The organism is Streptomyces sp. ITFR-6 (genome assembly GCF_031844725.1).
GTDB lineage: Bacteria > Actinomycetota > Actinomycetes > Streptomycetales > Streptomycetaceae > Streptomyces.
On the sequence record NZ_CP134612.1, the window covers coordinates 7529729 to 7552707 of the forward strand.

At 72.1% G+C, this 22979-nt stretch carries 19 protein-coding genes and 2 pseudogenes; 12 read left to right on the top strand and 9 right to left on the bottom strand.

The features are described from left to right. The first annotated feature begins 141 nt into the window (after positions 1-141). Together RLT59_RS34220 and RLT59_RS34225 are read left to right on the top strand one after the other, a co-directional pair. Positions 142-714 carry a helix-turn-helix domain-containing protein gene (locus RLT59_RS34220; protein ID WP_311306979.1) on the top strand — a complete coding sequence of 191 codons (573 nt, stop codon included), beginning with the start codon at positions 142-144 and terminating at the stop codon, positions 712-714. 44 nt (positions 715-758) lie between these two features. After that, positions 759-1318 (top strand): annotated as a pseudogene (locus RLT59_RS34225) (YbaK/EbsC family protein). Here the strand turns inward: RLT59_RS34225 and RLT59_RS34230 are convergent. Continuing rightward, complete coding sequence (locus RLT59_RS34230) at positions 1308-2147, bottom strand: AAC(3) family N-acetyltransferase (protein ID WP_311306980.1); 840 nt, start codon at positions 2145-2147, stop codon at positions 1308-1310. The pseudogene RLT59_RS34225 and the gene RLT59_RS34230 sit on opposite strands and share 11 nt — an antisense overlap. A 524-nt stretch (positions 2148-2671) precedes the next feature. On the opposite strand from RLT59_RS34230, the gene RLT59_RS34235 reads away from it, so the two are divergent. Further along, complete coding sequence (locus RLT59_RS34235; protein WP_311306981.1) at positions 2672-3877, top strand: type II toxin-antitoxin system RelB family anti-toxin; 1206 nt, start codon at positions 2672-2674, stop codon at positions 3875-3877. 280 nt (positions 3878-4157) lie between these two features. After that, positions 4158-4427, top strand: coding sequence for a DUF7848 domain-containing protein (locus RLT59_RS34240; RefSeq protein WP_311306982.1), 270 nt, complete (start codon positions 4158-4160; stop codon positions 4425-4427). Between the two features lie 217 nt (positions 4428-4644). Here the strand turns inward: RLT59_RS34240 and RLT59_RS34245 are convergent, their stop codons facing one another. After that, on the bottom strand, positions 4645-5055 hold the full coding sequence (locus RLT59_RS34245) for a CoA-binding protein (protein ID WP_311306983.1): 411 nt from the start codon (positions 5053-5055) through the stop codon (positions 4645-4647). Between the two features lie 59 nt (positions 5056-5114). Between RLT59_RS34245 and RLT59_RS34250 the strand changes: the two genes are divergently transcribed. The 3 genes from RLT59_RS34250 to RLT59_RS34260 all read left to right on the top strand — a co-directional run bounded on the left by RLT59_RS34250 (position 5115) and on the right by RLT59_RS34260 (position 10107). Next, entirely contained in the window at positions 5115-5741 is a 627-nt protein-coding gene (locus RLT59_RS34250; RefSeq protein ID WP_311306984.1) for a YigZ family protein, read from the top strand. A gap of 137 nt (positions 5742-5878) precedes the next feature. Next, positions 5879-7045, top strand: a complete 1167-nt coding sequence (locus tag RLT59_RS34255; protein WP_311306985.1) for an exonuclease SbcCD subunit D — start codon at positions 5879-5881, stop codon at positions 7043-7045. Then, positions 7042-10107, top strand: coding sequence for an AAA family ATPase (locus RLT59_RS34260; RefSeq protein WP_311306986.1), 3066 nt, complete (start codon positions 7042-7044; stop codon positions 10105-10107). The genes RLT59_RS34255 and RLT59_RS34260 overlap by 4 nt, the downstream gene beginning before the upstream one ends. Here the strand turns inward: RLT59_RS34260 and RLT59_RS34265 are convergent. Beyond that, positions 10097-10543 (bottom strand): Lrp/AsnC family transcriptional regulator, encoded by a 447-nt coding sequence (locus RLT59_RS34265; RefSeq protein WP_311306987.1) that lies wholly within the window; start codon positions 10541-10543, stop codon positions 10097-10099. The genes RLT59_RS34260 and RLT59_RS34265 overlap by 11 nt on opposite strands. 93 nt (positions 10544-10636) lie before the next feature. Here RLT59_RS34265 and RLT59_RS34270 point away from each other — a divergent pair, with 93 nt between their 5' ends. After that, on the top strand, positions 10637-11125 hold the full coding sequence (locus tag RLT59_RS34270) for a rhodanese-like domain-containing protein (RefSeq protein ID WP_311306988.1): 489 nt from the start codon (positions 10637-10639) through the stop codon (positions 11123-11125). Positions 11126-11176: 51 nt separating this feature from the next. Here RLT59_RS34270 and RLT59_RS34275 read toward each other — a convergent pair whose 3' ends face one another. After that, the gene (locus RLT59_RS34275; protein ID WP_311306989.1) at positions 11177-12862 is read right to left on the bottom strand and encodes a DUF885 domain-containing protein; all 1686 of its coding nucleotides are present in this window, start codon (positions 12860-12862) and stop codon (positions 11177-11179) included. A 38-nt stretch (positions 12863-12900) separates the two neighbouring features. Then, a complete protein-coding gene (locus RLT59_RS34280; protein WP_311306990.1) occupies positions 12901-13419 on the bottom strand; it encodes an Lrp/AsnC family transcriptional regulator in 519 nt (172 codons plus the stop codon). A gap of 59 nt (positions 13420-13478) precedes the next feature. Here RLT59_RS34280 and RLT59_RS34285 point away from each other — a divergent pair, with 59 nt between their 5' ends. Continuing rightward, positions 13479-14729: a trans-sulfuration enzyme family protein gene (locus RLT59_RS34285; protein WP_311306991.1), complete on the top strand. Its 1251-nt coding sequence runs from the start codon at positions 13479-13481 to the stop codon at positions 14727-14729. Here the strand turns inward: RLT59_RS34285 and RLT59_RS34290 are convergent. After that, a complete protein-coding gene (locus tag RLT59_RS34290; RefSeq protein ID WP_311306992.1) occupies positions 14659-16095 on the bottom strand; it encodes a GNAT family N-acetyltransferase in 1437 nt (478 codons plus the stop codon). The two genes, RLT59_RS34285 and RLT59_RS34290, sit on opposite strands and share 71 nt — an antisense overlap. 152 nt (positions 16096-16247) lie before the next feature. Continuing rightward, positions 16248-17717 (bottom strand): MocR-like pyridoxine biosynthesis transcription factor PdxR, encoded by a 1470-nt coding sequence (locus RLT59_RS34295; RefSeq protein ID WP_311306993.1) that lies wholly within the window; start codon positions 17715-17717, stop codon positions 16248-16250. 47 nt (positions 17718-17764) lie between these two features. On the opposite strand from RLT59_RS34295, the pseudogene RLT59_RS34300 reads away from it, so the two are divergent. Beyond that, positions 17765-18613 (top strand): annotated as a pseudogene (locus tag RLT59_RS34300) (DMT family transporter); the annotation flags it as partial. 57 nt (positions 18614-18670) lie between these two features. Here RLT59_RS34300 and RLT59_RS34305 read toward each other — a convergent pair. Beyond that, entirely contained in the window at positions 18671-19501 is an 831-nt protein-coding gene (locus RLT59_RS34305) for an alpha/beta fold hydrolase (RefSeq protein WP_311306994.1), read from the bottom strand. A 153-nt stretch (positions 19502-19654) separates the two neighbouring features. Between RLT59_RS34305 and RLT59_RS34310 the strand changes: the two genes are divergently transcribed. Both RLT59_RS34310 and RLT59_RS34315 read left to right on the top strand, forming a co-directional pair. Then, on the top strand, positions 19655-20539 hold the full coding sequence (locus tag RLT59_RS34310; RefSeq protein WP_311306995.1) for an RNA polymerase sigma-70 factor: 885 nt from the start codon (positions 19655-19657) through the stop codon (positions 20537-20539). A 363-nt stretch (positions 20540-20902) separates the two neighbouring features. Next, a complete protein-coding gene (locus RLT59_RS34315; RefSeq protein ID WP_311306996.1) occupies positions 20903-21670 on the top strand; it encodes a GntR family transcriptional regulator in 768 nt (255 codons plus the stop codon). 52 nt (positions 21671-21722) lie between these two features. On the opposite strand, the gene RLT59_RS34320 is transcribed toward RLT59_RS34315, so the two are convergent. Continuing rightward, positions 21723-22880, bottom strand: a complete 1158-nt coding sequence (locus tag RLT59_RS34320) for an ROK family transcriptional regulator (protein ID WP_311306997.1) — start codon at positions 22878-22880, stop codon at positions 21723-21725. Positions 22881-22979: the final 99 nt, after the last annotated feature.

Genomic DNA, 22979 nt, shown 5'->3' on the forward strand with positions numbered 1-22979 from the left:
GGGCCGGGCCGTGAGGAGCACCGCGACCACGGTGATCGGCACGGGCACGCGGAGGCCTCGCAGTACAGTGCGGTGAACGGTGGGTACAGCACACCGTAGTGCAGTATTTTTGACTCCGGCATTCAAAATATTGGACGGAATGTGACTGATCTCGACCAGCTGACCCAGTCCCTCGCGCGCAACCTCAAGCGCTGGCGCGGGGAGCGGGGCTTCACACTGGACGCCCTCGCCACCCGCGCCGGGGTCAGTCGCGGCATGATCATCCAGATCGAGCAGGCCCGCACCAACCCGAGCGTCGGCACCACGGTCAAGCTCGCCGACGCGCTCGGCGTAGCCATCACCACACTGCTCGACCACGAACAGGGCTCCCCGGTCCGGCTGGTCCCCGCGGACCAGGCCGTACGCATGTGGTCCACGGAGGCCGGGAGCGCCACCACCCTGCTGGTGGGAACCGAGGCCCGGGGCCCGCTGGAACTTTGGCACTGGCGGCTGGCGCCCGGTGACGGCAGCACATCCGACCCGCACCCCGAGGGCACCGTGGAGCTGCTTCACGTCACGACGGGCGAACTCACCCTCGTCGTCGACGGCGTTTCGTACACCGTCCCCGCCGGAACCTCCGCGACGTTCGAGGCGCACCACCGCCACGCCTACCGCAACGAGGGCTCGGAGCCCGTCGAAGCCACCATGGCCGTGTCCGTCCCGCCCGTCAGATGAGACGTCCGACCGGGCGGGTGCGCGGGGCTGTTAGCGTGATACGCATGCGCGCCCCCATCGGCTCCTTCGAGGAAGCCTGCCCCGCGGCCGAACGCCTCGAACTGCTCACCGCTCCGGTGGCCGCAGCTGTCCGGGAGGGCTGGGGCGGGTTCCCCGCCGAGCAGATCATCCACGTCGACACGGACCCCGAGATCGCTGACACGGCGGCGTTCGTCGAGCACCACGGGGCCGAGCTGCTGAACTGCTCGGCCACTGTGTCGTCGTGGCCGGAAAGCGCGGGGGAGACGTCACCCTGGCCGCCTGCCTGGTGCTGTCCCACTCCCGCGTCGACGTGAACGGAGTCGTCCGCCGGCACCTCGACGCCCGCAAGGTGCGGTTCGCCCCGATGGACACGGCGGTCGGGGACACGGGAATGGAGTACGGCGGCATCACACCCGTCGGACTCCCGGCCCACTGGCCCCTGTTGATCGATCCCGCCGTCGTGGACCAGGAATGGGTCCTGATCGGCAGCGGCAGCCGACGGGGCAAGCTGATCATGCCGGGCAAGGCGCTGGCGGCGTTGCCGGGGGCTGTCGTCGTGGCAGGTCTGGGTATCAGCGGCTGATTCCGCGGCCGCGGTGCGTCGGCAGCCACCCCATGGCGAAGGCGACCGCCGCCGGGAAGCGGAACAGCCGGCCCGTGGCGGAGCCCACCGCGGCGCTGCGAACGGCGGCACCCCGGTCCGACCGCGCGAAGTCCTCGCCCAGTCGCGCGAAGTCGCCGTCGTCCAGGGCCACGTCCTCGTACTCCCACCACCGCCGCCCGCCGCCCTCCCGCACCACACAGCGATAGGTCCGACGGGGCGGCGAGGGCACGCGGTACTCCGCGAGGTGAAACGCCGTGCAGGAGCCGAATCCGGTGCCGAGCAGCAGGACCTGCGCCCGCAGTTCGTGAAGGCGGGCCAGCGGGGAGTCCTCTCCGAGATGGCAGTCCGGACGGTGGTCCGCCACCACGTGGCCGGCCAGCGGGCCCAGGGCGGCGAAGGAGGTCTGCGGATGCGCGCTGCGGACCGAACCGGGGGAGCGGCGCACCGCTTCGGAGAGCCGGCCCATCGACGGGGCCGCCGTGATCGCCGGGTCGAACGCGGGCATCGCCGCCCGCACGGCCTGCCGCTCCCGCTCCCCGAGGCCGTGGACCCGGGCGCGGTACTGCGGGGAGGTGTCGGAGTTCTCCGGAGTGAAGGAAGGAACCACCAGCGTGCCCTCCGGCCCCAGCGCCTCCCGCAGCGCGGCGCCGACCGCGTCCGCACCACCGTCGACCGCCCCCACCGCGCTCAGTGACGCGTGCACCATCAGGACACCGCCGCGCTCGACGCCGAGCTCGGCCAGCTGACGGGACAGGCGGGCCCGGCTGTGGTGGACGGCGGACACGCTCGGGGCGTAGGCGGTACTCACAGCCGGTCATCCTCCCAGCCAGGAGCGGAATGTGATACCCCGCACATTTGGCCGCCGGGTGCTCTCAGCCGTTCAGCGCGGGGATCTCGATCGCCCGGACCGCGAGATCGCGGACATCGTTTATCACCGCATCACGGTTCGGGATGCCGAGGCCGGAGGCGCAATCGAGACTGGTCGCTACGCCTGAGCAGCACGCAGAGGTCACTCCCCGACACGACGGAGTGGCGCCACGCATTCCCCAACTCGACCTGTACGGCGCTGTCATAGAACCGTACGGCGTGTTCCCGGAATTTCGAGAGAGGCAGCCCCGTGAACCACTGCGAGCCCGCCACGAACCAGCCCGTTTCCTGCCGGCAGTGCGGTGCCGAGGTAGCGCAGGTGCCTGGCCGCGGACGGATCAACCAGTTCTGCATCCCGTCGCACGGCCGGTCGTGGCGCACCCGCATGCGGTCCGCCGACTGGTTGTGACGTCAGGATGCGTTCTTCTCGACCCTGTAGCCTGCAGCCGGCGTACCGTCTGAGCTGTGAGCGAGCATCTCGGAGACAAGCTGAGCCGCCTCCGCCGGCTGTCGAATCTGACACAGGAAGATCTGGCGGAAAAGTCAGGCGTGTCGGTTGACGTCATCCGAAAGCTGGAGCAGAGGCGGAAGGGGTCTGCACGCCTCCCCACCCTGCACGCACTGGCCGACGGGCTGGGCGTCGAACTGACGACGCTGCTGGGCGATCCGCCCGGAGTCCCGTCGACGGGGGAGGCCGACCCGCCGCAACTAGTTGCCGTGCGACGAGCCGTGCACCCGCTCATGTTCGCGCCGCCGCAGGAGTCTGACGGGGCGGAGATGCTCACGTCCGACCTCCTGCGCGCTGAGATCGCAGACGCATGGTCGATGTATCACTCGGCAGAGTTCCCGCAGCTTCTCAATCTGCTGCCCGGGATTCTTGCCGACGCCCGGCTGACAGCCTCGCAGGATGCCGACGGAGGGCAAGCCGCGCTCGGTAAAGCTTTCCAACTGGCCGGGCACCTGAGTATCCGACTGGGCAAGATGGACCTTGCCCTTGCCGCCCTTGAGCGTGCAATAGCTGCCGCGGAGGCGTCGGAGGACCCGCTCCTTGTCCCGATGATCTGCAACTCCCTGGCGTGGGCCTATCAGCGGTCCAACCGGCTGGACGATGCGACGGCCATCGCCCTGCACGCCGCTGACAGTCTGGAGCGGGACGGGCTCACCAATGACGCGTCGGGGCTGCGGGTGTGGGGTGGCCTGACGATGAGCGCCGCCACCTCGTACGCCAGACGTGACGACTACGAACGCGCTGACGAGATGATGCGCGCCGCGGAGACGGCTGCCGGCCGGCTCGCGAAGATGCCGCCCACAGAGAGCGACGGGCGCCTTCTGTCCGTCTTCAGTAAGTCGTCGGTCCGCATTGAGCGCGTACGCCTGGCCGTCCAGCACAGCCGCCCGGAGGAAGCTCTCCGCCTCGCCAAGGGAATGCGGCTGAGCAAAGATACGCCCCCCTCCTGGCGCACCTGGCTGCTTTTGGACGTGGCGCGGGCACACACCGACCTAGGAGACGCGGAAGGGGCTGTAAAGGCCCTTGAGAGCCTCCGCCGGGTCGCCCCGACGTGGATGCGCCACCACACGCTTGCAGTCGCCATCGTGAGCGACCTCCAGGAGCTTCCGTCTCACCCCGCGGGGCTTCGGACGCTGGCCGAGTTCCTGGGCGTGGAGAAATAGCGTCGCGGAACTAGGACGTTCCATCCCTGTTTCGCAACCCGCCATGACGAAATGCTTGTCACCACAACCACGGCGGAGGTGCGGGAATGGACGACACAGCGATGCAGGGCCCGGTCTTTCTGACGGATCCACTGACGCCACCCGAGCCACTCCCCAACTTCGGCTGTGACGCCTGCGCGACGCTGGGCCGACAGCGGGAGGCGGCACGCAACAGTGGGGACCCGTCGGCCGTCTCGGACTGCAACGTCGAAATCCGGCAGCACCCCCACGGAGCGAGTCGATGAGGGCCCGCACCCTGCTCCGCAGCATCCCTCACACGATCGTCCCGCACCCCGACACCGACGTCACGTACGAAGCCGACTGTCTCGGCTGCGGCTGGAGCGCTGAGCCGTCCGTCAACGTCGCAGCCGTCGACGTGGAGTGCCTGAACCACGCCGGCAAGAGCAACCACCGAGGGTTCCGCCGGATCGTGACGGGCTTCGCGTTCGTCGTCCGCGCCGGAGAAGACCCCGTACCTCCCAGGGCGTCCACCACGCCTGCTGACGGCTAGGTACGGGCCGTGTCCGTCGGCGGGCACGGCAGGAGGGGGCGGAACCCTTCGACATGGAGTGCCGCCCCCTCCCACAGACCCGCGCCAGGGGCGTCACCTCCAGCGCACGGAGGGCGGCAGGGGAGAGGTTGGCATACCGCCCCCCGCTGCTCGCTGAGCCCTCGTCGTCTCATTAGGGATGGAAACCCTGGAGGGGCGGGGGCTCTCTCGCGTGCTCTCAGCCGTTCAGCGCGGGGATCTCGATCGCCGGGCAGCGGTCCATGACCATTTCGAGCCCCGCCGCCCGGGTGCGCTCGTACGCCTTCTCGTCGATCACTCCCAGCTGGAACCAGACCGCGGAGGCGCCGATCGCGACCGCCTCGTCCGCCACCGCGCCGGCCAGCCCGCTGTTGACGAAGACGTCCACCACATCGACCGGGAAGGGGATCTCGGCCAGCGAGACGTAGCCGTCCTCGCCGTGCACCCGCTCGGCCTTGGGGTGGACCGGGATCACCCGCTTGCCGAAGCGCTGGAGCACCTCGGCCACCCCGTAGGCCGCGCGCGAGCGGTTGTCGGACAGCCCCACCACGGCCCAGGTGTCGCCCGTCCCGGTCAGAATCCTGCGGATCGTCTCCGTGTCTGCGTACATGATCGGCACAACGGACGGCCGCCCCCGGCCATTCCCGGGGCTGCGCATAGGCTGGCCGGATGCAGGAGCAGTACTGGACAGTCGCCCGCGCGGGCGTGCACGAGACCGAGATCAACCGCTCGCGCTTCATCTGCGCGCTCGCCCCCGCCGCCACCGAGGAGGAGGCCCAGGACTTCGTCGCACGCGTCCGCAAGGAACACCCGGCCGCTTCCCACAACTGCTTCGCGTACGTGATCGGCGCCGACGCCTCCGTACAGAAGGCCAGTGACGACGGCGAGCCCGGCGGCACCGCGGGCGTTCCCATGCTGCAGATGCTGACGCGCCGCGAGATGCGGTACGTCGTCGCCGTCGTCACCCGCTACTACGGCGGCGTGAAGCTCGGCGCCGGCGGGCTGATCCGGGCGTACGGCGGGGTGGTCGGTGAGGCCCTCGACGCGCTGGGCACCCTCACCCGGCAGCGGTTCCGGATCGCGACGGTCACCGTGGACCACCAGCGGGCCGGGCGGCTGGAGAACGAACTGCGGGCCACCGGACGCAGTGTGCGCGAGGTCCGGTACGCGGAGGCGGTGGCCATCGAGATCGGGCTGCCGGACGCCGATGTGGAGGAGTTCCGCCGCTGGCTGGCCGACGCGACGGCGGGCGAGGCGGAACTGGAGCTGGGCGAAGAGGCTTACGGGGACGCCTGAGTACTGTGGTGCGGGAGCGCGGGCCCGGGGCCGCGCCGGAGTGACGGACACCGGCCGCGGGGTCCGGGCCGCGCCGAATCGCGAGGGACGCGGCCGCACCGGTGGAGGAAACGAAACATGCAGGTCGGAGCCGGGTCTTGAGGATTTTGCACACATCGGACTGGCACCTGGGCCGGTCCTTCCACCGGGTGTCACTGCTCGAAGCCCAGGCCGCCTACCTCGACCACCTGGTGGCGACGGTCCGTGACCACGAGGTCGATGCCGTGGTCGTGGCGGGTGATGTGTACGACAGGGCGGTGCCGCCGCTCTCCGCCGTCCAGCTCTTCGACGACGCGCTGCACCGGCTCGCCGAGGCCGGCGTACCCACCGTGATGATCTCCGGGAACCACGACTCGGCCCGCCGGCTCGGCGTCGGCGCCGGTCTCATCGGGCGCGCCGGCATCCATCTGCGTACCGACCCCGCGCACTGCGCCACCCCGGTCGTCATCCCGGACGCGTACGGCGACGTCGCGTTCTACGGGCTCCCGTATCTGGAGCCCGCCCTCGTCAAGGACGAGTTCCGGGCGGAGCGGGCCGGGCACGAGGCCGTGCTGAGCGCCGCCATGGACCGGGTCCGCGCGGACCTCGCGGCACGGCCGGACGGCACCCGGTCCGTCGTCCTCGCCCACGCCTTCGTCGCGGGCGGCGAGCCGAGCGACAGCGAACGCGACATCACCGTGGGCGGCGTGGCGGCCGTCCCCGCCGGGGTCTTCGACGGCGTCGACTACGTGGCACTGGGGCACCTCCACGGCTGCCAGACCGTCTCCGAGCGGGTCCGCTACTCCGGCTCCCCGCTCGCGTACTCCTTCTCCGAGTCCGGCCACCGCAAGACCATGTGGCTGATCGAGCTGGACGGTACGGGCGCGGTCACCGCCGAACGGACCGACTGCCCGGTGCCCCGCCCGCTCGCCAGGATCACCGGCCGGCTCGACACCCTCCTCGACGACCCCGCCCTCGAACGGCACGAGCACTCCTGGGTGGAGGCCACCCTCACCGATCCGGTCCGCCCGGCCGAGCCGATGGCCCGCCTCGTCGAGCGGTTCCCGCACACCCTCGCCCTCGCCTTCGAACCGGAACGCGACCCGGAGGACCCGAGGACCTCCTACGCCGAGCGGCTGCGGGGACGCGACGACCAGAGCATCGCGGAGGACTTCGTGGCCCATGTCCGCGGCGGGTACGGCATCGACGAGTCGGAGCGGACGGTGCTGCGCGGCGCCTTCGACCACGTACGCGTCGACGACGGTGTGCGCGAGGTGAACCGGTGAGGCTCCACCGACTCGGCATCACGGCCTTCGGACCGTTCGGCGCCACTCACGAGATCGACTTCGACGCACTCTCCGCAGCTGGGATCTTCCTGCTGCACGGACCGACCGGCGCCGGCAAGACCTCGGTCCTCGACGCCGTCTGCTACGGCCTCTACGGCGCCGTGCCCGGCGCCCGGCAGAGCCCCGGGACCTCGCTGCGCAGCGACCACGCCCCGGCGGACCTGCCGACCGAGATCCGGCTCGAACTCACCGTCGGCGGGCGACGGCTGGAGATCACCCGGAGCCCCGCCCAGCCCCGCCCCAAGAAGAAGGGCGACGGCTACACCACGGAGAAGGCGCAGAGCCGGCTGCGCGAGTACGTCGCCGACGAGGGATGGCGGGCGCTGAGCCGGTCCAGCCAGGAGATCGGCGAGGAGATCACCCAGCTCATCGGGATGAGCCGGGACCAGTTCTGTCAGGTGGTCCTGCTGCCGCAGGGCGACTTCGCCCGCTTCCTGCGCGCCGACGCCGAGGCTCGCGGGAAGCTCCTCGGACGGCTCTTCGACACCCGTCGCTTCGCCGCGGTGGAGGAACACCTCGCCGAGCTGCGCAGGGCCGCCGGGACCCAGGTCAGGGCCGGGGACGAACGGATCCTCGCGGTTGCCCAGCGGATCGCCCAGGCGGCCGGGCCCGCCGCCGAGGAGCACCCGCTGCCCGGCGTCCAGCCCGGCGACCCTGGGCTCGCGGGCGCCGTACTGGAATGGGCGGCCACGGCGCGCAGCGGCGCCCGGGAACGGCTCGACATCGCCGCCTGCGTCCTGTCCGCGGCCGAGGCCCGGCAGTCGGCCGCCCGGCAGGCCCTGGACGCCGAACGCGAGCTGGCCGGGCTCCAGCAGCGGTACGCGGAGACCCGGCGGCGCGCCACGGAGGTGGAGGCCGGCCGGGAGGAGCACGATCAGGCACAGGAGCGGCTGCGACGCGCCCGCAAGGCGGATCTCGTCGCCCCCGCGCTGGAGCTCCGCGAGGAGGCCGGGCGGGCGCACCGGCGGGCGGGCGCGGCCAGCGACCGCTACCGGGCCGGGCTGCCCGGCGAGCTGGCCGACGCGGGCGCCGAGCAGCTGACCGCGCTGGAACGACGGCTCCGCGAGGAACTCGGCGGGCTGGACGCCGCCCGTCGCGCCGAGCGGCGCAGCGCCGAGATCGACAGCGAACGCGCCGCGCTGGAACGGCAGGCCGGGGTGGACGACGAGCTGATCCGGGACGCCCAGAGCTGGCTGGCCGGCTGGGAAACCACCCGGCACCGTCTGCTCGCTCGCATCGAGGCGGCCCAGGAAGCGGCGACCCGCGCCGAACTGCTGGCCGGGCGACTGGACCCGGCGCGCCGGCGGCTCGACGCGGCCAGGCGCCGTGACGCGCTGGCCGCGCGGGTGTCGGAGGCGGAGGACCGTCTGACCGCGGCCCGGGAGGACGCCCTCACCACCGGCGAGGCCTGGCTGCGCCTGCGCGAGCGGCGGCTGCGCGACATCGCGGCCGAGCTTGCCCGGGAACTGGTCGAGGGCGAGGCCTGCCCGGTCTGCGGATCGGCCGGCCACCCGGAGCCCGCACGGGCCGGGGACGGACACGTCGACCAGGCCACGGAGGACGCCGCGCAGGCCGCCCACCGCCGCGCAGAGCAGGCGCGCACCGAGGCGGAACACGCGCTCGGAGCCGTACGCGAGCGGTATGCGGCCGCCCGCGCGGAGGCCGCGGACAACCCGGACGGGCAGACGGCGGACGCGGCCGGCGGCAGCCCGTCCGCAGGCTCCGAGCCGACCGTCGGAGCGCTCACCGAACTCGTGGACACCCTGACCAGGGAGCACGCGGAGGCCTACCGGACCGCCACCGGGACGCACGCGGCGCGCGAGGCCCTCGCGGCCGCCGAACGCGAGCAGGAGCAACGGGCCGGAGACCGGCAGCAAGCCGAACGCCGGGCCGCCGCCCGCACCTCCCGGCGCGAGGGACTCGACGCGGAACAGGCGGCCCTGGCAGAGGCGCTGGCCCAGGCGCGCGGCGGCTCCTCCAGCGTCACCGAGCACGCCGCCCTTCTGCAGCGCCGGGTCGCCCTGCTCGTCGAGGCGGCCGGGGCACTGCGTGAGGAGGAGAGCGCGGCGGCCCGGCTGAAGGAGGCCGACGACCGGCTCGCGGACGCTGCGTTCCGGGCCGGCTTCGACACGCCGCGGGACGCCGCCGCGACGATGCTCCCCGACTCCCGGCAGCGGGCGCTCCAGCACCGGATCGACGCCTGGCAGGCCGAGTCCGCGGCCGTCACCGACCGGCTAGCGGAGGCCGACGCCCGCACTGCCGCCGGCCGGCCCCCGGCCGACCCCGGCGCCGCGCAGTCGGTGTACGACAGGGCCGAGCGGCTGCTGCGGGACGGGGCGGGTGCCCACACCGCCGCCCGGGAGCGCTGCGCTGAACTCGGCCGGCTGTCCCGGCGCGCGGCGGACGAGGTGCGGGCACTGGGACCGGTGCGCGAGGAGTACGAGCGCATCGCACGGCTCGCCGGACTCACCGCCGGCACCTCGGCGGACAACGAACGCAAGATGCGGCTGGAGTCCTACGTACTGGCGGCCCGCCTCGAACAGGTGGCCGCGGCCGCCACGGCCAGGCTGCGGCGGATGTCGTCCGGCCGCTACACCCTGGTCCACTCCGACGCCCGGACCGGCGGCCGCAGGGCCGGTCTCGGACTGCATGTCATCGACGCCTGGACCGGCCGGGAGCGCGACACGGCCACGCTCTCCGGCGGCGAGACGTTCTTCGCCTCGCTCGCCCTCGCGCTCGGCCTCGCGGACGTGGTCACCGACGAGGCCGGCGGCGTCCGGCTGGACACCCTCTTCATCGACGAGGGGTTCGGCAGCCTGGACGACCAGACGCTCGACGAGGTGCTCGACGTGCTGGACTCGCTGCGGGAGCGGGACCGCAGCGTCGGCATCGTCAGCCATGTCGCGGACCTGCGCCGGCGCATTCCGGCCCAGCTCGAAGTGGTGAAGGAGCGCCACGGATCCGCGGTTCGGCACCGGGCGGCGGACGGAGTCAGCGGCTGACCGCCCGGCGCGGCAGCGGCGAGGAGTAGACGACGCTCGTGGTGACGGACCCCAGGGCGCCGATCCTGCCCGACACCGCTTCCAGATGGCTCATGGAGCGGGCCGTCACCTTCAGCACGAAGCAGTCGTCGCCGGTGACATGGTGGGCCTCCAGGATCTCGGGCGTGGCGGCGACGAGATCGTGGAACGGCTTGTAGTTGCCGTTCGGATAGCGCAGCCGGACGAAGGCGAGGATCGGCAGTCCGAGGCGGTCCGGATCGACCACCGCCGCGTATCCGCTGATGATTCCGGCCTCCTCCAGCCTGCGGACCCGCTCGGTCACGGCGCTCGACGACATCGCGACCGTCCGGGCGATGTCGGCGAAGGTGGCGCGACCCTCGCGCTGGAGGACATCGAGGATGCGCCAGTCGGTGTCGTCCGGGGAATAGTCGGTCATACATAGAGAGAACAGGGGAACGCCCGGCGGATCAAGCCCGGTGCCGGGGATCTCTTCTTCCGGCAGGGCGCCGCCGGTCATAGATTTTCGACCATGACTCCATCGCCCGCCATCACCGCGGACAACCCGGTACTTCGGGTTTCGCCCGCTGCTCCGGCCGAAGCCGCTGCCTATGTCGGCGCCTCGCTCGCCCTCCACGCCGATGTCTCCGACGTCGCCGCCGCACTGGCGGCAGACGGGGACCCCGGCCTCGTACTCCTCGACTCCCGCTCCACCGAATCCTGGGACCAGGGGCACATTCCCGGCGCGGTCCACCTGCCGACAGCGCTCATCGCCGGGCGGGCGTCCGGACTGCTCGATCCGGCCGTGCCCGTGGTCACCTACTGCTGGGGTCCCGGCTGCAACGGCGCGGCCCGTGCCGCGCTCGCCCTCGCCGGACTCGGCTACCGGGTCAAGGAGATGCTCGGCGGCTTCGAGTACTGGGTGCGCGAGGGCTTCGCGTTCGAGACCCGGCAGGGACCCGGGCGGCGCGCCGCCGACCCGCTCACCGCACCGGCCGGCTCCGGGGACTGCGGCTGCTGACGGCGGCGGGCCGGGCCCGGATCAGTACCCGGGTCCGGCCCGCCAACCAGGTCAGAGCTTGGAGAGCTCGTCGACCAGGTCGTCCAGACCAAGCGGCCCCTGCGAAAGGGCGGCCATGTGCCAGGACTTGAGGTCGAAGGCGTCCCCGTGCGCCGCGCGGGCGTTCTCCCGGCCGAGCAGCCAGGCGCGTTCACCCAGCTTGTAGCCGATGGCCTGCCCCGGCATCGAGAGGTAGCGGGTCAGCTCGCTCTCCACGAAATCAGCGGGCCGCCCGCTGTGGTTGCCGAAGAACTCCTGGGCCAGCTCCGGCGTCCACCGCTCACCGGGGTGGAACGGGGAGTCGGCCGGAATCTCCAGCTCCACGTGCATGCCGATGTCCACGATCACCCGGCAGGCGCGCATCATCTGCGCGTCCAGATACCCCAGGCGGCGCTCCGCGTCGGGCAGGAAGCCCAGTTCGTCCATCAGCCGCTCCGCGTACAGTGCCCAGCCCTCGGCGTTGGCGCTGACGATGCCGATGGACGCCTGGTAGCGCGAGAGGCTCTCCGCGACGTGCGCCCACTGGGCGAGCTGGAGGTGATGACCGGGAACGCCCTCGTGATACCAGGTGGAGACCAGGTCGTACACCGGGAACCGGGTCTCGCCCATGGTCGGCAGCCAGGTGCGGCCGGGGCGGGAGAAGTCCTCGGACGGGCCCGTGTAGTACGGCGCGGCGGCGCCGCCGGGCGGGGCGATCCGGGACTCCACCTTGCGGACCCGCTCGGCGAGTTCGAAGTGCGTGCCGTCCAGGGCCTCGATCGCCTCGTCCATCAGCCCCTGCAGCCAGGCCTGGACCTCGTCGACGCCCTCGATGTGCTTGCCGTGTACGTCGAGATGGGCCAGCGCCTCCCAGGGGCCCGCGCCGGGCAGCACCTTCTCGGCCTCGGTGCGCATCTCCGCGAGGAGCCGGTGGTACTCGGACCAGCCGTACGCGTACGCCTCGTCGAGATCGAGGTCGGTGCCGTTGAAGTAGCGCGACCAGCGGGCGTACCGCTCGCGGCCCACCACCTCGGGCGCGCCCTCGACGGCGGGGGCGTACACCTCGCGCATCCACTGCCGCAGCTCCTTCAGGGCCCGTGTGGCCTGCCGGGCTCCGTCGTCGAGGCCGTCGCGCAGCGCGGCCGGACCGGCGGCGGCGAAGTCCTGGAAGAACCCCGTGGTGCCGTCCCCGATCCACTCGTCGAGCTGGCCGATGAAGGTGGTCGTGGCGCGCGGACTGCCGTACAGCTTGCGCTCCAGACCGAGCGCGAGGGACTCGCGGTAGCCGGCCAGCGCGGCCGGGACGGCGCGGAGCCGGTCGACGACCGCCGCCCAGTCCTCGTCCGACTCGGTGGGCGTCACCGTGAACACCTCACGGACCGAGTGCGCGGGGGAGTGCAGGTTGGAGACGGCGCGCAGCGCCTCATCGGCCTCGTGGACGGCGAGTTCGGCCGTCAGCCGCTCACGGAGGAGGCGGCCGCAACGCCGTTCGGCGTCATCGGCCGCGCCGGGCAGCTGTTCCGCGCGGTCGAGCCGGGCGAGTGTGGCGCGGGCCAGCGCGGCCAGTTCCTCCTGGCCGGCGGGGGAGAAGTCGGGAAGGCGGCGCGAGCTTTCCGCGACACCCAGAAAGGTGCCGGAAATCGGGTCGAGCCGGATGAACGCGTCGACGTAGGCGTCGGCGACCTGGCGGGGCAGTGCGCTGCTAGGAGTGTCTGACATGTGGACATCCTCATACGGGGAGGGGCTCCCCGTCACCATCAACCGGGCTCCGAGGCCTGACCCGTACCTGGCCCGGCCGTGGTAGCGGCGGGCGGCAGCAGTGGACCGCACTCCCACTGCTGGAAGATCAACCGGGTCTCCACCCGGGCCACTTCGCGGCGCGAGGTGAATTCGTCCAGCACCAGTCGTTGCAGGTCGGCGGTATCGGCGACGGCCACATGGACCAGATAGTCGTCCGGACCGGTCAGGTGGAACAGGGCCCGGGACTCGGGGAGCGTCCTGATCCGGTCGACGAAGGGGCCGATGAGCTCCCTGCGGTGCGGCCGTACCTGTACGGACAGCAGCGCCTCCAGGCCGCGTCCCATTCTGGCCGGGTCCAGTCGCAGCTGATGGCCGAGGATGACGCCCGTGCGGCGCATCCGGGCGACCCGGTCCAGGCAGGTCGAGGGGGCGACCCCGACCTCGGCCGCGAGATCGCGGTAGGTGGTCCGTGCATCGTTCTGCAGCAGGCGCAGAATATGCAGATCCACCGTGTCCAGGGCGATGGGATCGGTCATCTGCCGAACGTAGCACGGCCCTTGATGCCGATTTCCCGGCAGCTGTTCAGAGTGGTGACATGGACACCGAAGCCTCGATGGCGCCCTCGACGACAACCCGGTCCAGGGCGCTGGCCACCGAAGCCGTACACGCCGGACGCGACGATCTCGCGGCTCTCGGCCTGCACGCCCCGCCGATCGACCTGTCCACCACCTACCCCTCGTACGACTCCAGGGCGGAGGCGGAGCGGATCGACTCCTTCGCCGCCACCGGCGCCCGGCTCGACGGGCCGCCGGTCTACGCCCGGCTCGACAACCCGACCACCGCCCGCTTCGAGACGGCCCTGGCCCGGCTCGAAGGGGCCGCGAGCGCCGTGGCGTTCGCCAGTGGGATGGCCGCGCTCACCGCCGTCCTGCTGGCCCGCGCGAGCATCGGACTGCGCCACGTGGTGGCCGTCCGCCCGCTGTACGGCTGCAGCGACCATCTGCTCGGCGCCGGGCTGCTCGGCACCGAGGTGACCTGGACCGATCCGGCGGGCATCGCCGACGCGATCCGCCCCGACACGGGCCTGGTGATGGTGGAGACACCGGCCAACCCGACGCTCGGGGAAGTGGATGTCAGGGCGGTCGCGCACTCCTGCGGCTCCGTGCCGCTGCTCGTCGACAACACCTTCGCGACCCCGGTCCTCCAGCGGCCCGTCGAGCACGGGGCGCAGATCGTGCTGCACAGTGCGACGAAGTACCTGGGCGGTCACGGGGACGTGATGGGCGGAGTCGTCGCCTGTGACGAGGAGTTCGCCGCCCGGCTGCGCCAGGTGCGCTTCGCCACCGGCGGGGTGCTGCATCCGATGGCCGGATACCTGTTGCTGCGCGGTCTCTCCACGCTGCCGGTCCGGGTCCGCGCCGCGTCCGCGAGTGCCGCCGAACTCTCCCGCAGGCTGGCCGCCGACCCGCGGATCGCCCGCGTCCACTACCCGGAACTGGGCGGCGCGATGGTGTCCTTCGAGGTCTTCGGAGACCCGCACCGGGTCATCTCCGCGGTACGGCTCATCACGCCCGCCGTCAGTCTCGGCAGCGTGGACAGTCTGATCCAGCACCCCGCCTCGATCAGCCACCGCATTGTGGATGAAGGAGACCGGCGGGCCGCGGGGGTGGGCGACCGGCTGCTGCGCATGTCGGTCGGACTGGAGGACGTCGAGGACCTCTGGGCCGATCTCTGCCAGGCGCTCAGCGGCGAGGAGCCCGTGGTACGTCAGGGATTCAGTGATGTGCCCGCAGGTGCGGGGGCAGCGGCAGGGACCGTTCCGGAGCCGAGTTCAGCCGGGCGGTGATCACCAGCGTGCCTTCCTCGATCTGGTAGTCGAGCGGCAGCGAGAGCGCGCGCATGGCGGCGACCATGCCGGTGTTGGACGCCTGGGTGACGGCGTAGACGCTCTCGCAGCCGGCCTCGACGGCGAGCGCGACCAGCCGGGCGAGCAGTTCGGAGCCGATGCCCCGGCGCTGCCAGTCGTCCTCGACGAGGAGGGCCACCTCGGTCTCGTCGCCGTCCCAGAGCAGATGGCCGAGGGCGACCAGCCGCCCGGAGGCCGTCTGCACGGCGAGGGTGCGGCCGAAGCGGGGGCTCAGCAGGTGGTCGAGGTAGCGGTCGGCGTCGCGGACCGGACCGTGGTAGCGCAGCCGCAGTGTCTGCTCGGTGCAGCGGTCGTGCATGGCGCGGGCCGCTTCGAGGTCGGCGTGGTCCGCCCGGCGCACGGTGATCTCGTTGCCCTCGGGGAGGGTGAGCACGTGCTCGCTGCGCGGGACCCGGGGGCCGAGCCGGGCGTCCAGCTCGACCAGAGCGCGGGCCCTGGCGAACTCGGTCGGGGTGAACGGGAGATAGGGGCGCTCCACCGTGATGGCGCCGCCCGACGGGTCGCGCAGCCGCATCACCGTCTCCTCCAGCACCCCTTCGACGGGCGCGGTCTCCCCGGTGGCGCGGCCGGTGACCGAGACGGCGGGCAGCGAGTGGATGGTGCACCGGCCCAGCAGCTGCCGCAGGGCGAGCGGGAGTTCGGCGGCGTCCAGTGCGGTGCGGGTGGCGAGGCCGAGCACCCGGGTCGGGGCGTCCACCAGGTCATGGGCGTCGGCGCGCTCGATCCAGGTGGAACCGCCGCCGGCGGCGGAGATCGCCCGGGTCAGCCGCGAAGCCGGCAGTTCGGCGGGGGCGCGCAGCAGGAACTCGTCGACCGTGCCCTGGGCCAGGGGGTGCGTCTGCAGGGTCAGGATGTCGATCCGGTGCTGGGCCAGCACGATGCAGAGGGCGGCCAGGCTCCCGGGCGCGTCCCTGACCGTGGTGCGCATCCGCCACAGCGCCGTTTCGGTGGGCTCGGAGCCGGATGCCGCCTCGGATGCCGGGCCCGGGTTCAGGTGGACGGCCGCCGTGACCGGCCGTGGGGCGGCGTCGGGGCCGGTCACTCCGTCGGTATCCGGCGGCGGCGCGTGACTGTGCCGCCGCGCCCACCAGGTGTGGAACGCGGCGGTTGCGGTCAGCGCCAGGGCCGAGGCGATGAGCAGATACGGGCCGTCCGGCTGGTGCCCGATCAGGTTGGCGATCGCGTCGGCCACGGCGACCGCGGTGAACAGGGCGGCGAGTTCGATGAGATCCCGACGCCATTGGTGCGGGCGGCGGGCGCTCTTGGCGGATGTCACATCAGTCATGCCTTCACTGTGACGGAGCGGTGTTGCCTGATCACGAACGCCTTGTGACCGATGGGTTAAGTGTGGATCTAGCCGCCTATCGTCGGTTTTTGGCCGGTTGCCCGGGGTGTTCGAGCCACGCCCCAGGCGGCCCCGGACGGTGGGCGTTCCGCTCAGCGCGAGCCCTGCTGAGCCTCCGCCAGCAGCCGTACCCCGCGCGCGATGTCCACCGGCGCCAGTTGCGCGTACCCCAGCACCAGGCTCACCGAACGGTCCGCCGGACGCACGGTTCCGCAGTCGCTCATCAGCCGCAGCGCGATTCCGGCCTCCGCGGCACGGGCGGCGAAACCTGCCTCGGGACCGTACCGTTCGGGCAGCCGGGCGATGATGTGCAGCCCGGCGGCGATACCGCTCACCTCGGTACCGGGGAAGTGCTCGGCCAGCGCGGCGGTCAGGGTGTCGCGGCGCGCCCGGTAGGCGCGCTGGCAGCGCCGCAGCTGACGGTCATAGCCGCCCCGGGTGACGAAATCGGTGAGAACCGCCTGGTCGACGGCGGGATTGCCGAGATCCATCGTGCGTTTGCGGTCGACGATCTCGTCCGTCATCGAAGCCGGTGCCAGCAGCCAGCCCAACCGCAGACCGGGTGCCAGCGACTTGCTCACGGACCCGGTGTACACGACATGTTCCGGATCCAGCCCCTGCAGCGCTCCGACGGGCGCCCGGTCGTAGCGGAAGTCACCGTCGTAGTCGTCCTCCATGATCACCCCGTCCACGTCCCTCGCCCAGTCCAGGAGCCGGCTCCGGCGGGCGGCGGAGTACGCGATTCCGGTGGGGAACTGGTGGGCCGGTGTGGTCATCACGGCACGCACCCCGGAACGCGTCAGCGGCTCCATGGCCAGCCCTTCGTCATCGAGCGGCAGCCGGGCCGTGGCAAGTCCCGTCGAGGCGAAGAGCGTGGCGTGCTCGGGGCTCCCCGGATCCTCGACACCGACGGTGCGCATCCCGCGTTCGCGCAGTACGAACCCGAGCAGCGTCGTCGCCTGCGCCACGCCCGAACAGACCAGCAGGCGCTCCGGATCTGCCACCACCCCGCGACGCCTCGCCAGCAGCCCGGCCAGCGCGACCCGCAGCTCCGGCAGCCCACGTGGATCGGGATAGCCCATGGCGCTGTGCGGCAGCCTGCCGAGCACCGAACGGTGAGCGGCGGCCCAGGCACTGCGCGGAAAGAGCGAGAGGTCCGGCGTACCGGGCCGGAAGTCGACGAGGGTGCCGGGGCCGCGCGGCGCGAGATCGCGGGCCCGGTCCGCGGCGGCCCGCGCCGATCCGCTCACCCAGGTACCCGACCCGCGCCCGCTGTGCAGGTAGCTCTCGGCGGTCAGCTGCTCGTACGCCTCGGTGACCAGACCCCGTGAGACGCCGAGATCGGCCGCGAGCTCACGACTGGACGGAAGCCGGGTCCCCGGCGTCAAACGGCCGGACCGGACGGCGTCGCGCAACGCCGACTGGAGGGCACGACCGCGGCCGCGGGCCGGGGTGGACGCCGCCGGAAGCAGCAGCTCCCAGGCTGCGGAGACCGGTTCCCCGTCCCCGTCGCCCCCGCCGCCGTCGCTGTCCGGTCCTGGATTGGTCCCCGAAGACGTCATGGAAGTGGACCTTAAACCGGACCGCCGCGCTCCATAGCGTTGGCACCATGAATTCGACCTCTCTGCGCGGCGCACTGCTCGCCGCCTTCGCCTGCATCCTCGTGGGTGCCTCCTTCACCGCCAACAGTGTCCTCGGCGACTACCCGTACGCGGGCGGCCAGGCGCTGCGCTACGGACTGGCGGGCCTGCTGCTCCTGCCTCTTCTGCGACGGGGCGGGGCGCCCCCGCCCACGGCCACGCTGCGCACGCTCAGCGGCCGCCAGTGGGCGCGGCTGGGTCTGCTCGCGGCGGTCGGAATGGTGGGCTTCAATCTGGCCGTCCTGACCGCGGAGCGGAGTGCGGAACCTGCTGTTCCGGGCGTCTTCGTCGGGTGCGCCCCGATCGTCGTGGCGGTGCTCGTGCCGCTGCTGGACGGGCGCCGGCCGACGCGCCCCGTGATCTACGCGGCGGGGCTGGTCGCCGCGGGAGCCTTCACCGTGCAGGGCTGGGGCCGTACCGACCTGGCGGGCATCCTCTGCTCCGTCGGCGCGCTGGCCGGTGAGGTGGGCTTCGCGGTCATCGCCGTACCCGTTCTGCGGCCGCTCGGTCCGCGGCTGCTGTCCGCCACGGTCTGTGTGATCGCCGCGGTGGAGTCGGTCGTACTGGGCCTGCTGCTGGACGGCGGAGGCTTCCTGCCGATGCCCACGGGCGGTGAGGCGCTGGCGCTCCTGTGGCAGGCCGCCGTTGTCACGGTCATCGGGTTCGTCTGCTGGTACATGGGCCTGCAGCGCATCGGTGCCGAGCGCGCCACGCTCTTCTGCGGGCTGGTCCCGGTCTCCGCCGCGCTCACCGCCCCCCTGGTCGGCACCGGCTCCTACGGTGTCGCGCAGGCCGCCGGCAGCTGCCTGGTCGGGCTGGGCGTGGCCTTCGGCTCCGGTGTCCTGAACCGGCGGGAGGCCGTGCCCGTGCCGGACTCAGCGGCTGGTGTCGAGCACGACCCGCGCCACAAGAGCGGGGTCGTCGCTCATCGGGACATGGCCGCAGCCGGGCAGCCGGACCAGCCGGGCACCGGGAACGGTGTGCTTGGCCCGGATCCCCTGGCGGCGCAGGAGCAGCCGGTCGCCGCTGCCCCACGCGATGGTCACCGGCAGCCCCGGCACGTCGTCGGTGAACATGATGTCGCGTCCGGCGGTCAGCGTCTGGTGGAAGCCGGCAGCCTCGCGCAGGGCGACCGTCTCCCGGACCGCAGCCTCAGGTGAACGGCGGCCGGGCCGGGCGTAGATGGTGCTGGTCAGCACCGCCCGGCCGGCCGGTGTGCAAGAGAGCCGCCCTATGAGCGGCAGTGGTATCGAACCGGCGGCCAGCCGCATGGCGCGCAACGTGCCGAACGCGTAGCGCCGCTCGCGCTCGGTCCAGAACCCGGCGGGCGAGAGCGCCGTCACCGAGCGCACGCGCTTCTCGCGCCCCAACTCCAGCGCCAGCAGCCCGCCGAGCGAGTTGCCCGCGACATGGGGGCGGTCCAGGCCCAGCTCCTCGCAGAAGGCGCCCAGCAGCGACGCCACGGTCGTCAGGTCGTACGGGAGACCGTCGGGCAGTGCGGGCGAGGCGCCGAAGCCCGGCAGGTCGACGGCGATGACATCCCGTTCCACGGCGAGGACGGGGATCACCGGGTCCCAGGCCTGGCGGTGGTGACCGATGCCGTGGAGAAGCAGCAGCGGTTCCCCGGCACCTGTCCGCTCGTACGCGACGGACACGGGCCGGGGCCCGCCGGGGGTGCCGACGGTGAACGAGGCCATGGTTGCCATGGGGATACTCCCGGATGCTCCGGCACGGCTGGGCCGCGCCTGCCGACGACTTAGACAAGTCGTCAACAACAATTACCGTCAGGTAGCTTGAAGTTCAAGAGGTCCTCACGATTCGAACTGGACACCGCGCGGCCCGTCGGCTGGGATGGGGCGGTGACAACCGACATCGTGACCGACGTCTTTGAAGAGCACAGACCCGTGCTCACCGGGGTCGCCTACCGCATGCTCGGCCGGATCGCCGACGCGGAGGACGTGGTCCAGGAAGCGTGGCTGCGCTGGTCCTCCGCGGTGCGGGAGGATGTCCGCGAGCCACGCGCCTTCCTGGTCAGGACCGTCACCAGGCTGGCCATCGACCGCCTGCGTCAGCTCCGGTCGCGGCGCGAGGCATACGTGGGGCCCTGGCTGCCCGAACCCCTCGTCACCGACTTCGGTCCCGCGGTGCCCGATACGGTGGAGCGGGCCGTGCTCGCCGACTCCGTCTCCGTCGCGGTGCTCGTCGTCCTCGAATCGCTGTCCCCGCTGGAGCGCGCCGTCTTCGTACTGCGTGAGGCCTTCGGTTTTCCGTACGGCGAGATCGCCACGACGCTCGACCGGACGGAGGCCGCCGTCCGCCAGCTCGCCGGGCGGGCCCGACGCCATGTGGAGGAGCGCAAACCGCGCTACGACGTCGATCCCGTCCAGCGCCGCGACCTGACGGACCGTTTCCTCGCGGCGGCCGCGGGCGGGGACATCGATGCGCTGCTCGCGCTCCTCGCGCCGGACGTACGGCTCGTCGGTGACAGCGGAGGGAAGTCGAAGGCGCCCCTGCGGATCCTGGAGAGCGCGGACAAGGTCAGCCGCTTCCTCCTCGCCACCGCACAGGAGCCGATCCCGGACGTGGAAATCCGGAGCCTTGAGCTGAACGGCGGGCCGGCGCTGCTGGTCCTTATCGGAGGCAAGCCCGATTCCGTCATGCAGGTGGATGTACGGGACGGACTTGTCCAGTGCGTGTATATCGTTCGAAACCCTGACAAGCTCACGTCTTTCGACGGGGCATAACCGGCGGGATCCGTCGCCTGTCGCAATCGTCTGATCCTTGCGCATCCCCACTGATTTCCGCACATTCTATTTCGGCTGCCCCTGCGTGAAGTCGCCGCCGGCTCGCCGTCGTCGGCCGCCAGCGGGCAGAACGCTCCCGAAGCCCCATGGACCTGCTCGGACGTGGGGCTTTGTGCTGCGTACGGCGCACCGGTCCGCGAACGCCCTGTGAACGCTCTGCGACAGCGACTCGTTTCACAGGGTTACCGGCTAAGGATTGGTCTTGACCAAGGGGGTGCGCCGTCCTATGGTCGCAACGTTAAGACAGGAACCTTTAATAAATAACGTCGCGGAAAAGCCGCTGGGCGATTGCGGAGGACAAGGGTGGGGACCACGCAGCTGGAATCGGTACCGGAGCCGAAGTACTGGCACCTGAAGACCGTGCTCAGTGAGGCACTCGACTCGGACTTTGCGGTGGGGGAGATCCTCCCCAACGAGCGGGACCTCGCCGCCCGGTTCGGCGTCGCCCGAGCGACGCTCCGGCAGGCGCTGGAGCAGCTTGAACTCGAAGGCAGACTGCAGCGCCGGCGGGGGGTCGGGACCACGGTCGCGCCGCCGCGCGTGGGTGTGGCCGTCTCCACCGCTCAGCACGACTGGAGCGGAGGCGGCGCGGGCGAGGCGTGGCAGCCGGTGGACTGCCGGACCGCGACCGCCCCCGCGGCGGTGGCCGATGTGCTCGACGTGGCAGGCGACGAGCTCGTCCACGTCGTGCGACGGATCCGCGTCTCCCACGGGCAGGCCGTCGCGGCAGAGCTGCTGTACGTGCCGTCGTCCTCCGTTCCCGAGCTCTCCGCGATAGACGCACCGTCCGGCTCCGCCAGGGCCCGCGGTGTCGTGCGTGAACTGCACCGGCTCGGGCTCGACGGGCAGGACCGCTCGGTGGAGCTCGGCTCGGCCCGCGCGGACGATGCCAAGGAGCTCGACCGGCTTCCGGGGGCCCCTGTCCTCGTCGTCACCACCCGCTACCTCGCCGCAGGCGGCACGGCGGCCGTTTCCATCGCCACCTACCGGGCCGACACCTGCCGACTCACCTTCGGTGACTCGGGCGACGTGGAGATCAGCCACCACGAGCAGGAGCGCCAGGCCTCCTGACCGGCTGCCCCCGGCGCGCCCGCCGGGACCCGTGCCCCACGGCCCGTCGCGCTCAGCGGCGGGCCGTCACCGTTCCCTCAACCGCGAACAACTGCTCCTCCACGTGGTCGAGGGCCAGCCGCAGCGCCCCCGTCGCCACGGCCGCCTCGCCGAGCAGTGACAGCGCCACCCGTGGGGGCCGCAGACAGTAGCGGGCCAGCTCGCCGCGGAGCGGGTTGAGTACCCCGTCCAGTCCGGCCGCCCAGCCTCCGACGACCACCAGCTCAGGATCGAGCGCCAGCACCAGCGCGGCGACATCGTGGACCAGCCGCTGAATGAAGCGCTCGACCGCCGCCTGCGCCTGCTCGTCGCCGTGCCGCGCCTTCGCGAACACCGCTGCCACCGCATGCTCGTCGAGCGGGTCCAGCGGTGTGTCCGTCGTGGACAGCAGCCGCTCCGGTGTGACGTCACGGCCGAGCAGATGCAGCGCGCCGATCTCGCCCGCCGCACCGCCGAAGCCGCGGTGCAGCCGTCCACCGATCAGCGACCCCGCTCCAGGACTCAGCCCCGCCAGCACGAACACGATGTCGTCGGACTCGGTGGCCGCGCCCTTCCAGTGCTCCGCGACCGCTGCGGCGTTCGCATCGTTCTCCACGAGCACCGGGCACCGGAAGGACCGCCGAAGCCGCTCACCGAGGGCCAGCCCGGTCCAGCCCGGAAGCGCGGTGCCCAGCCTGACCGTGCCGTCGGCCTCCACGATGCCGGGGCTGCCGACCCCAACCGCGCGCAGGCTGCTGCGGGCCACGCCGGTCCGCCGCAGGATTTCGGCGACCACGGTCCGCACCTTGTCGAGACGGTCGTCGGCGCAGGCGGTCTCGGACACCGCACGCGAGCCGGCGCCGATGATCCGGCCGTCCAGGCCCGACAGCAGCGCCGAGACCCGGTGCGGGCCGATCTCGATGCCCAGCAGGTGCCCGGCCTCGGCCCGGAACCGGAAACGCCGGGCCGGGCGCCCCTGCCTTCGTGCCTCGGCGCCGTCGGGCGCCGACTCGACGACCAGGCCGGCCTCGAAGAGCCCTTCCACGACGCCCTCGACCGTCGGCCGCGAAAGCCCGGTGATCCGCGTCAGGTCCGTGAGGGTCGGGGAACCGGCGCCCCTGAGGGCGTGCAGTACCACCGCGGAATTGATCCGACGCAGCAACGACGGGTCCCCACCGGTCAGCCGGCCCACGGTGTGTCCTCCCAGCTCGTGCGCATGTCAGGCGGATGGTACTCGTTGCGCAGGGGCAGGGCGACCGCGGGACGCGACGCCGCCCGCGAAGGACCGGGA

Excerpts from the sequence above, each read along its gene's own strand:
- RLT59_RS34250 (WP_311306984.1), top strand. The coding sequence starts at position 5,115 with ATGCAGGAGCAGTACTGGACAGTCGCCCGCGCGGGCGTGCACGAGACC.
- RLT59_RS34240 (WP_311306982.1), top strand. The coding sequence starts at position 4,158 with ATGAGGGCCCGCACCCTGCTCCGCAGCATCCCTCACACGATCGTCCCG.
- RLT59_RS34265 (WP_311306987.1), bottom strand. The coding sequence starts at position 10,543 with ATGACCGACTATTCCCCGGACGACACCGACTGGCGCATCCTCGATGTC.
- RLT59_RS34290 (WP_311306992.1), bottom strand. The coding sequence starts at position 16,095 with ATGACTGATGTGACATCCGCCAAGAGCGCCCGCCGCCCGCACCAATGG.
- RLT59_RS34280 (WP_311306990.1), bottom strand. The coding sequence starts at position 13,419 with ATGACCGATCCCATCGCCCTGGACACGGTGGATCTGCATATTCTGCGC.
- RLT59_RS34245 (WP_311306983.1), bottom strand. The coding sequence starts at position 5,055 with ATGTACGCAGACACGGAGACGATCCGCAGGATTCTGACCGGGACGGGC.
- RLT59_RS34275 (WP_311306989.1), bottom strand. The coding sequence starts at position 12,862 with ATGTCAGACACTCCTAGCAGCGCACTGCCCCGCCAGGTCGCCGACGCC.
- RLT59_RS34285 (WP_311306991.1), top strand. The coding sequence starts at position 13,479 with ATGGACACCGAAGCCTCGATGGCGCCCTCGACGACAACCCGGTCCAGG.
- RLT59_RS34295 (WP_311306993.1), bottom strand. The coding sequence starts at position 17,717 with ATGACGTCTTCGGGGACCAATCCAGGACCGGACAGCGACGGCGGCGGG.
- RLT59_RS34305 (WP_311306994.1), bottom strand. The coding sequence starts at position 19,501 with ATGGCAACCATGGCCTCGTTCACCGTCGGCACCCCCGGCGGGCCCCGG.
- RLT59_RS34270 (WP_311306988.1), top strand. The coding sequence starts at position 10,637 with ATGACTCCATCGCCCGCCATCACCGCGGACAACCCGGTACTTCGGGTT.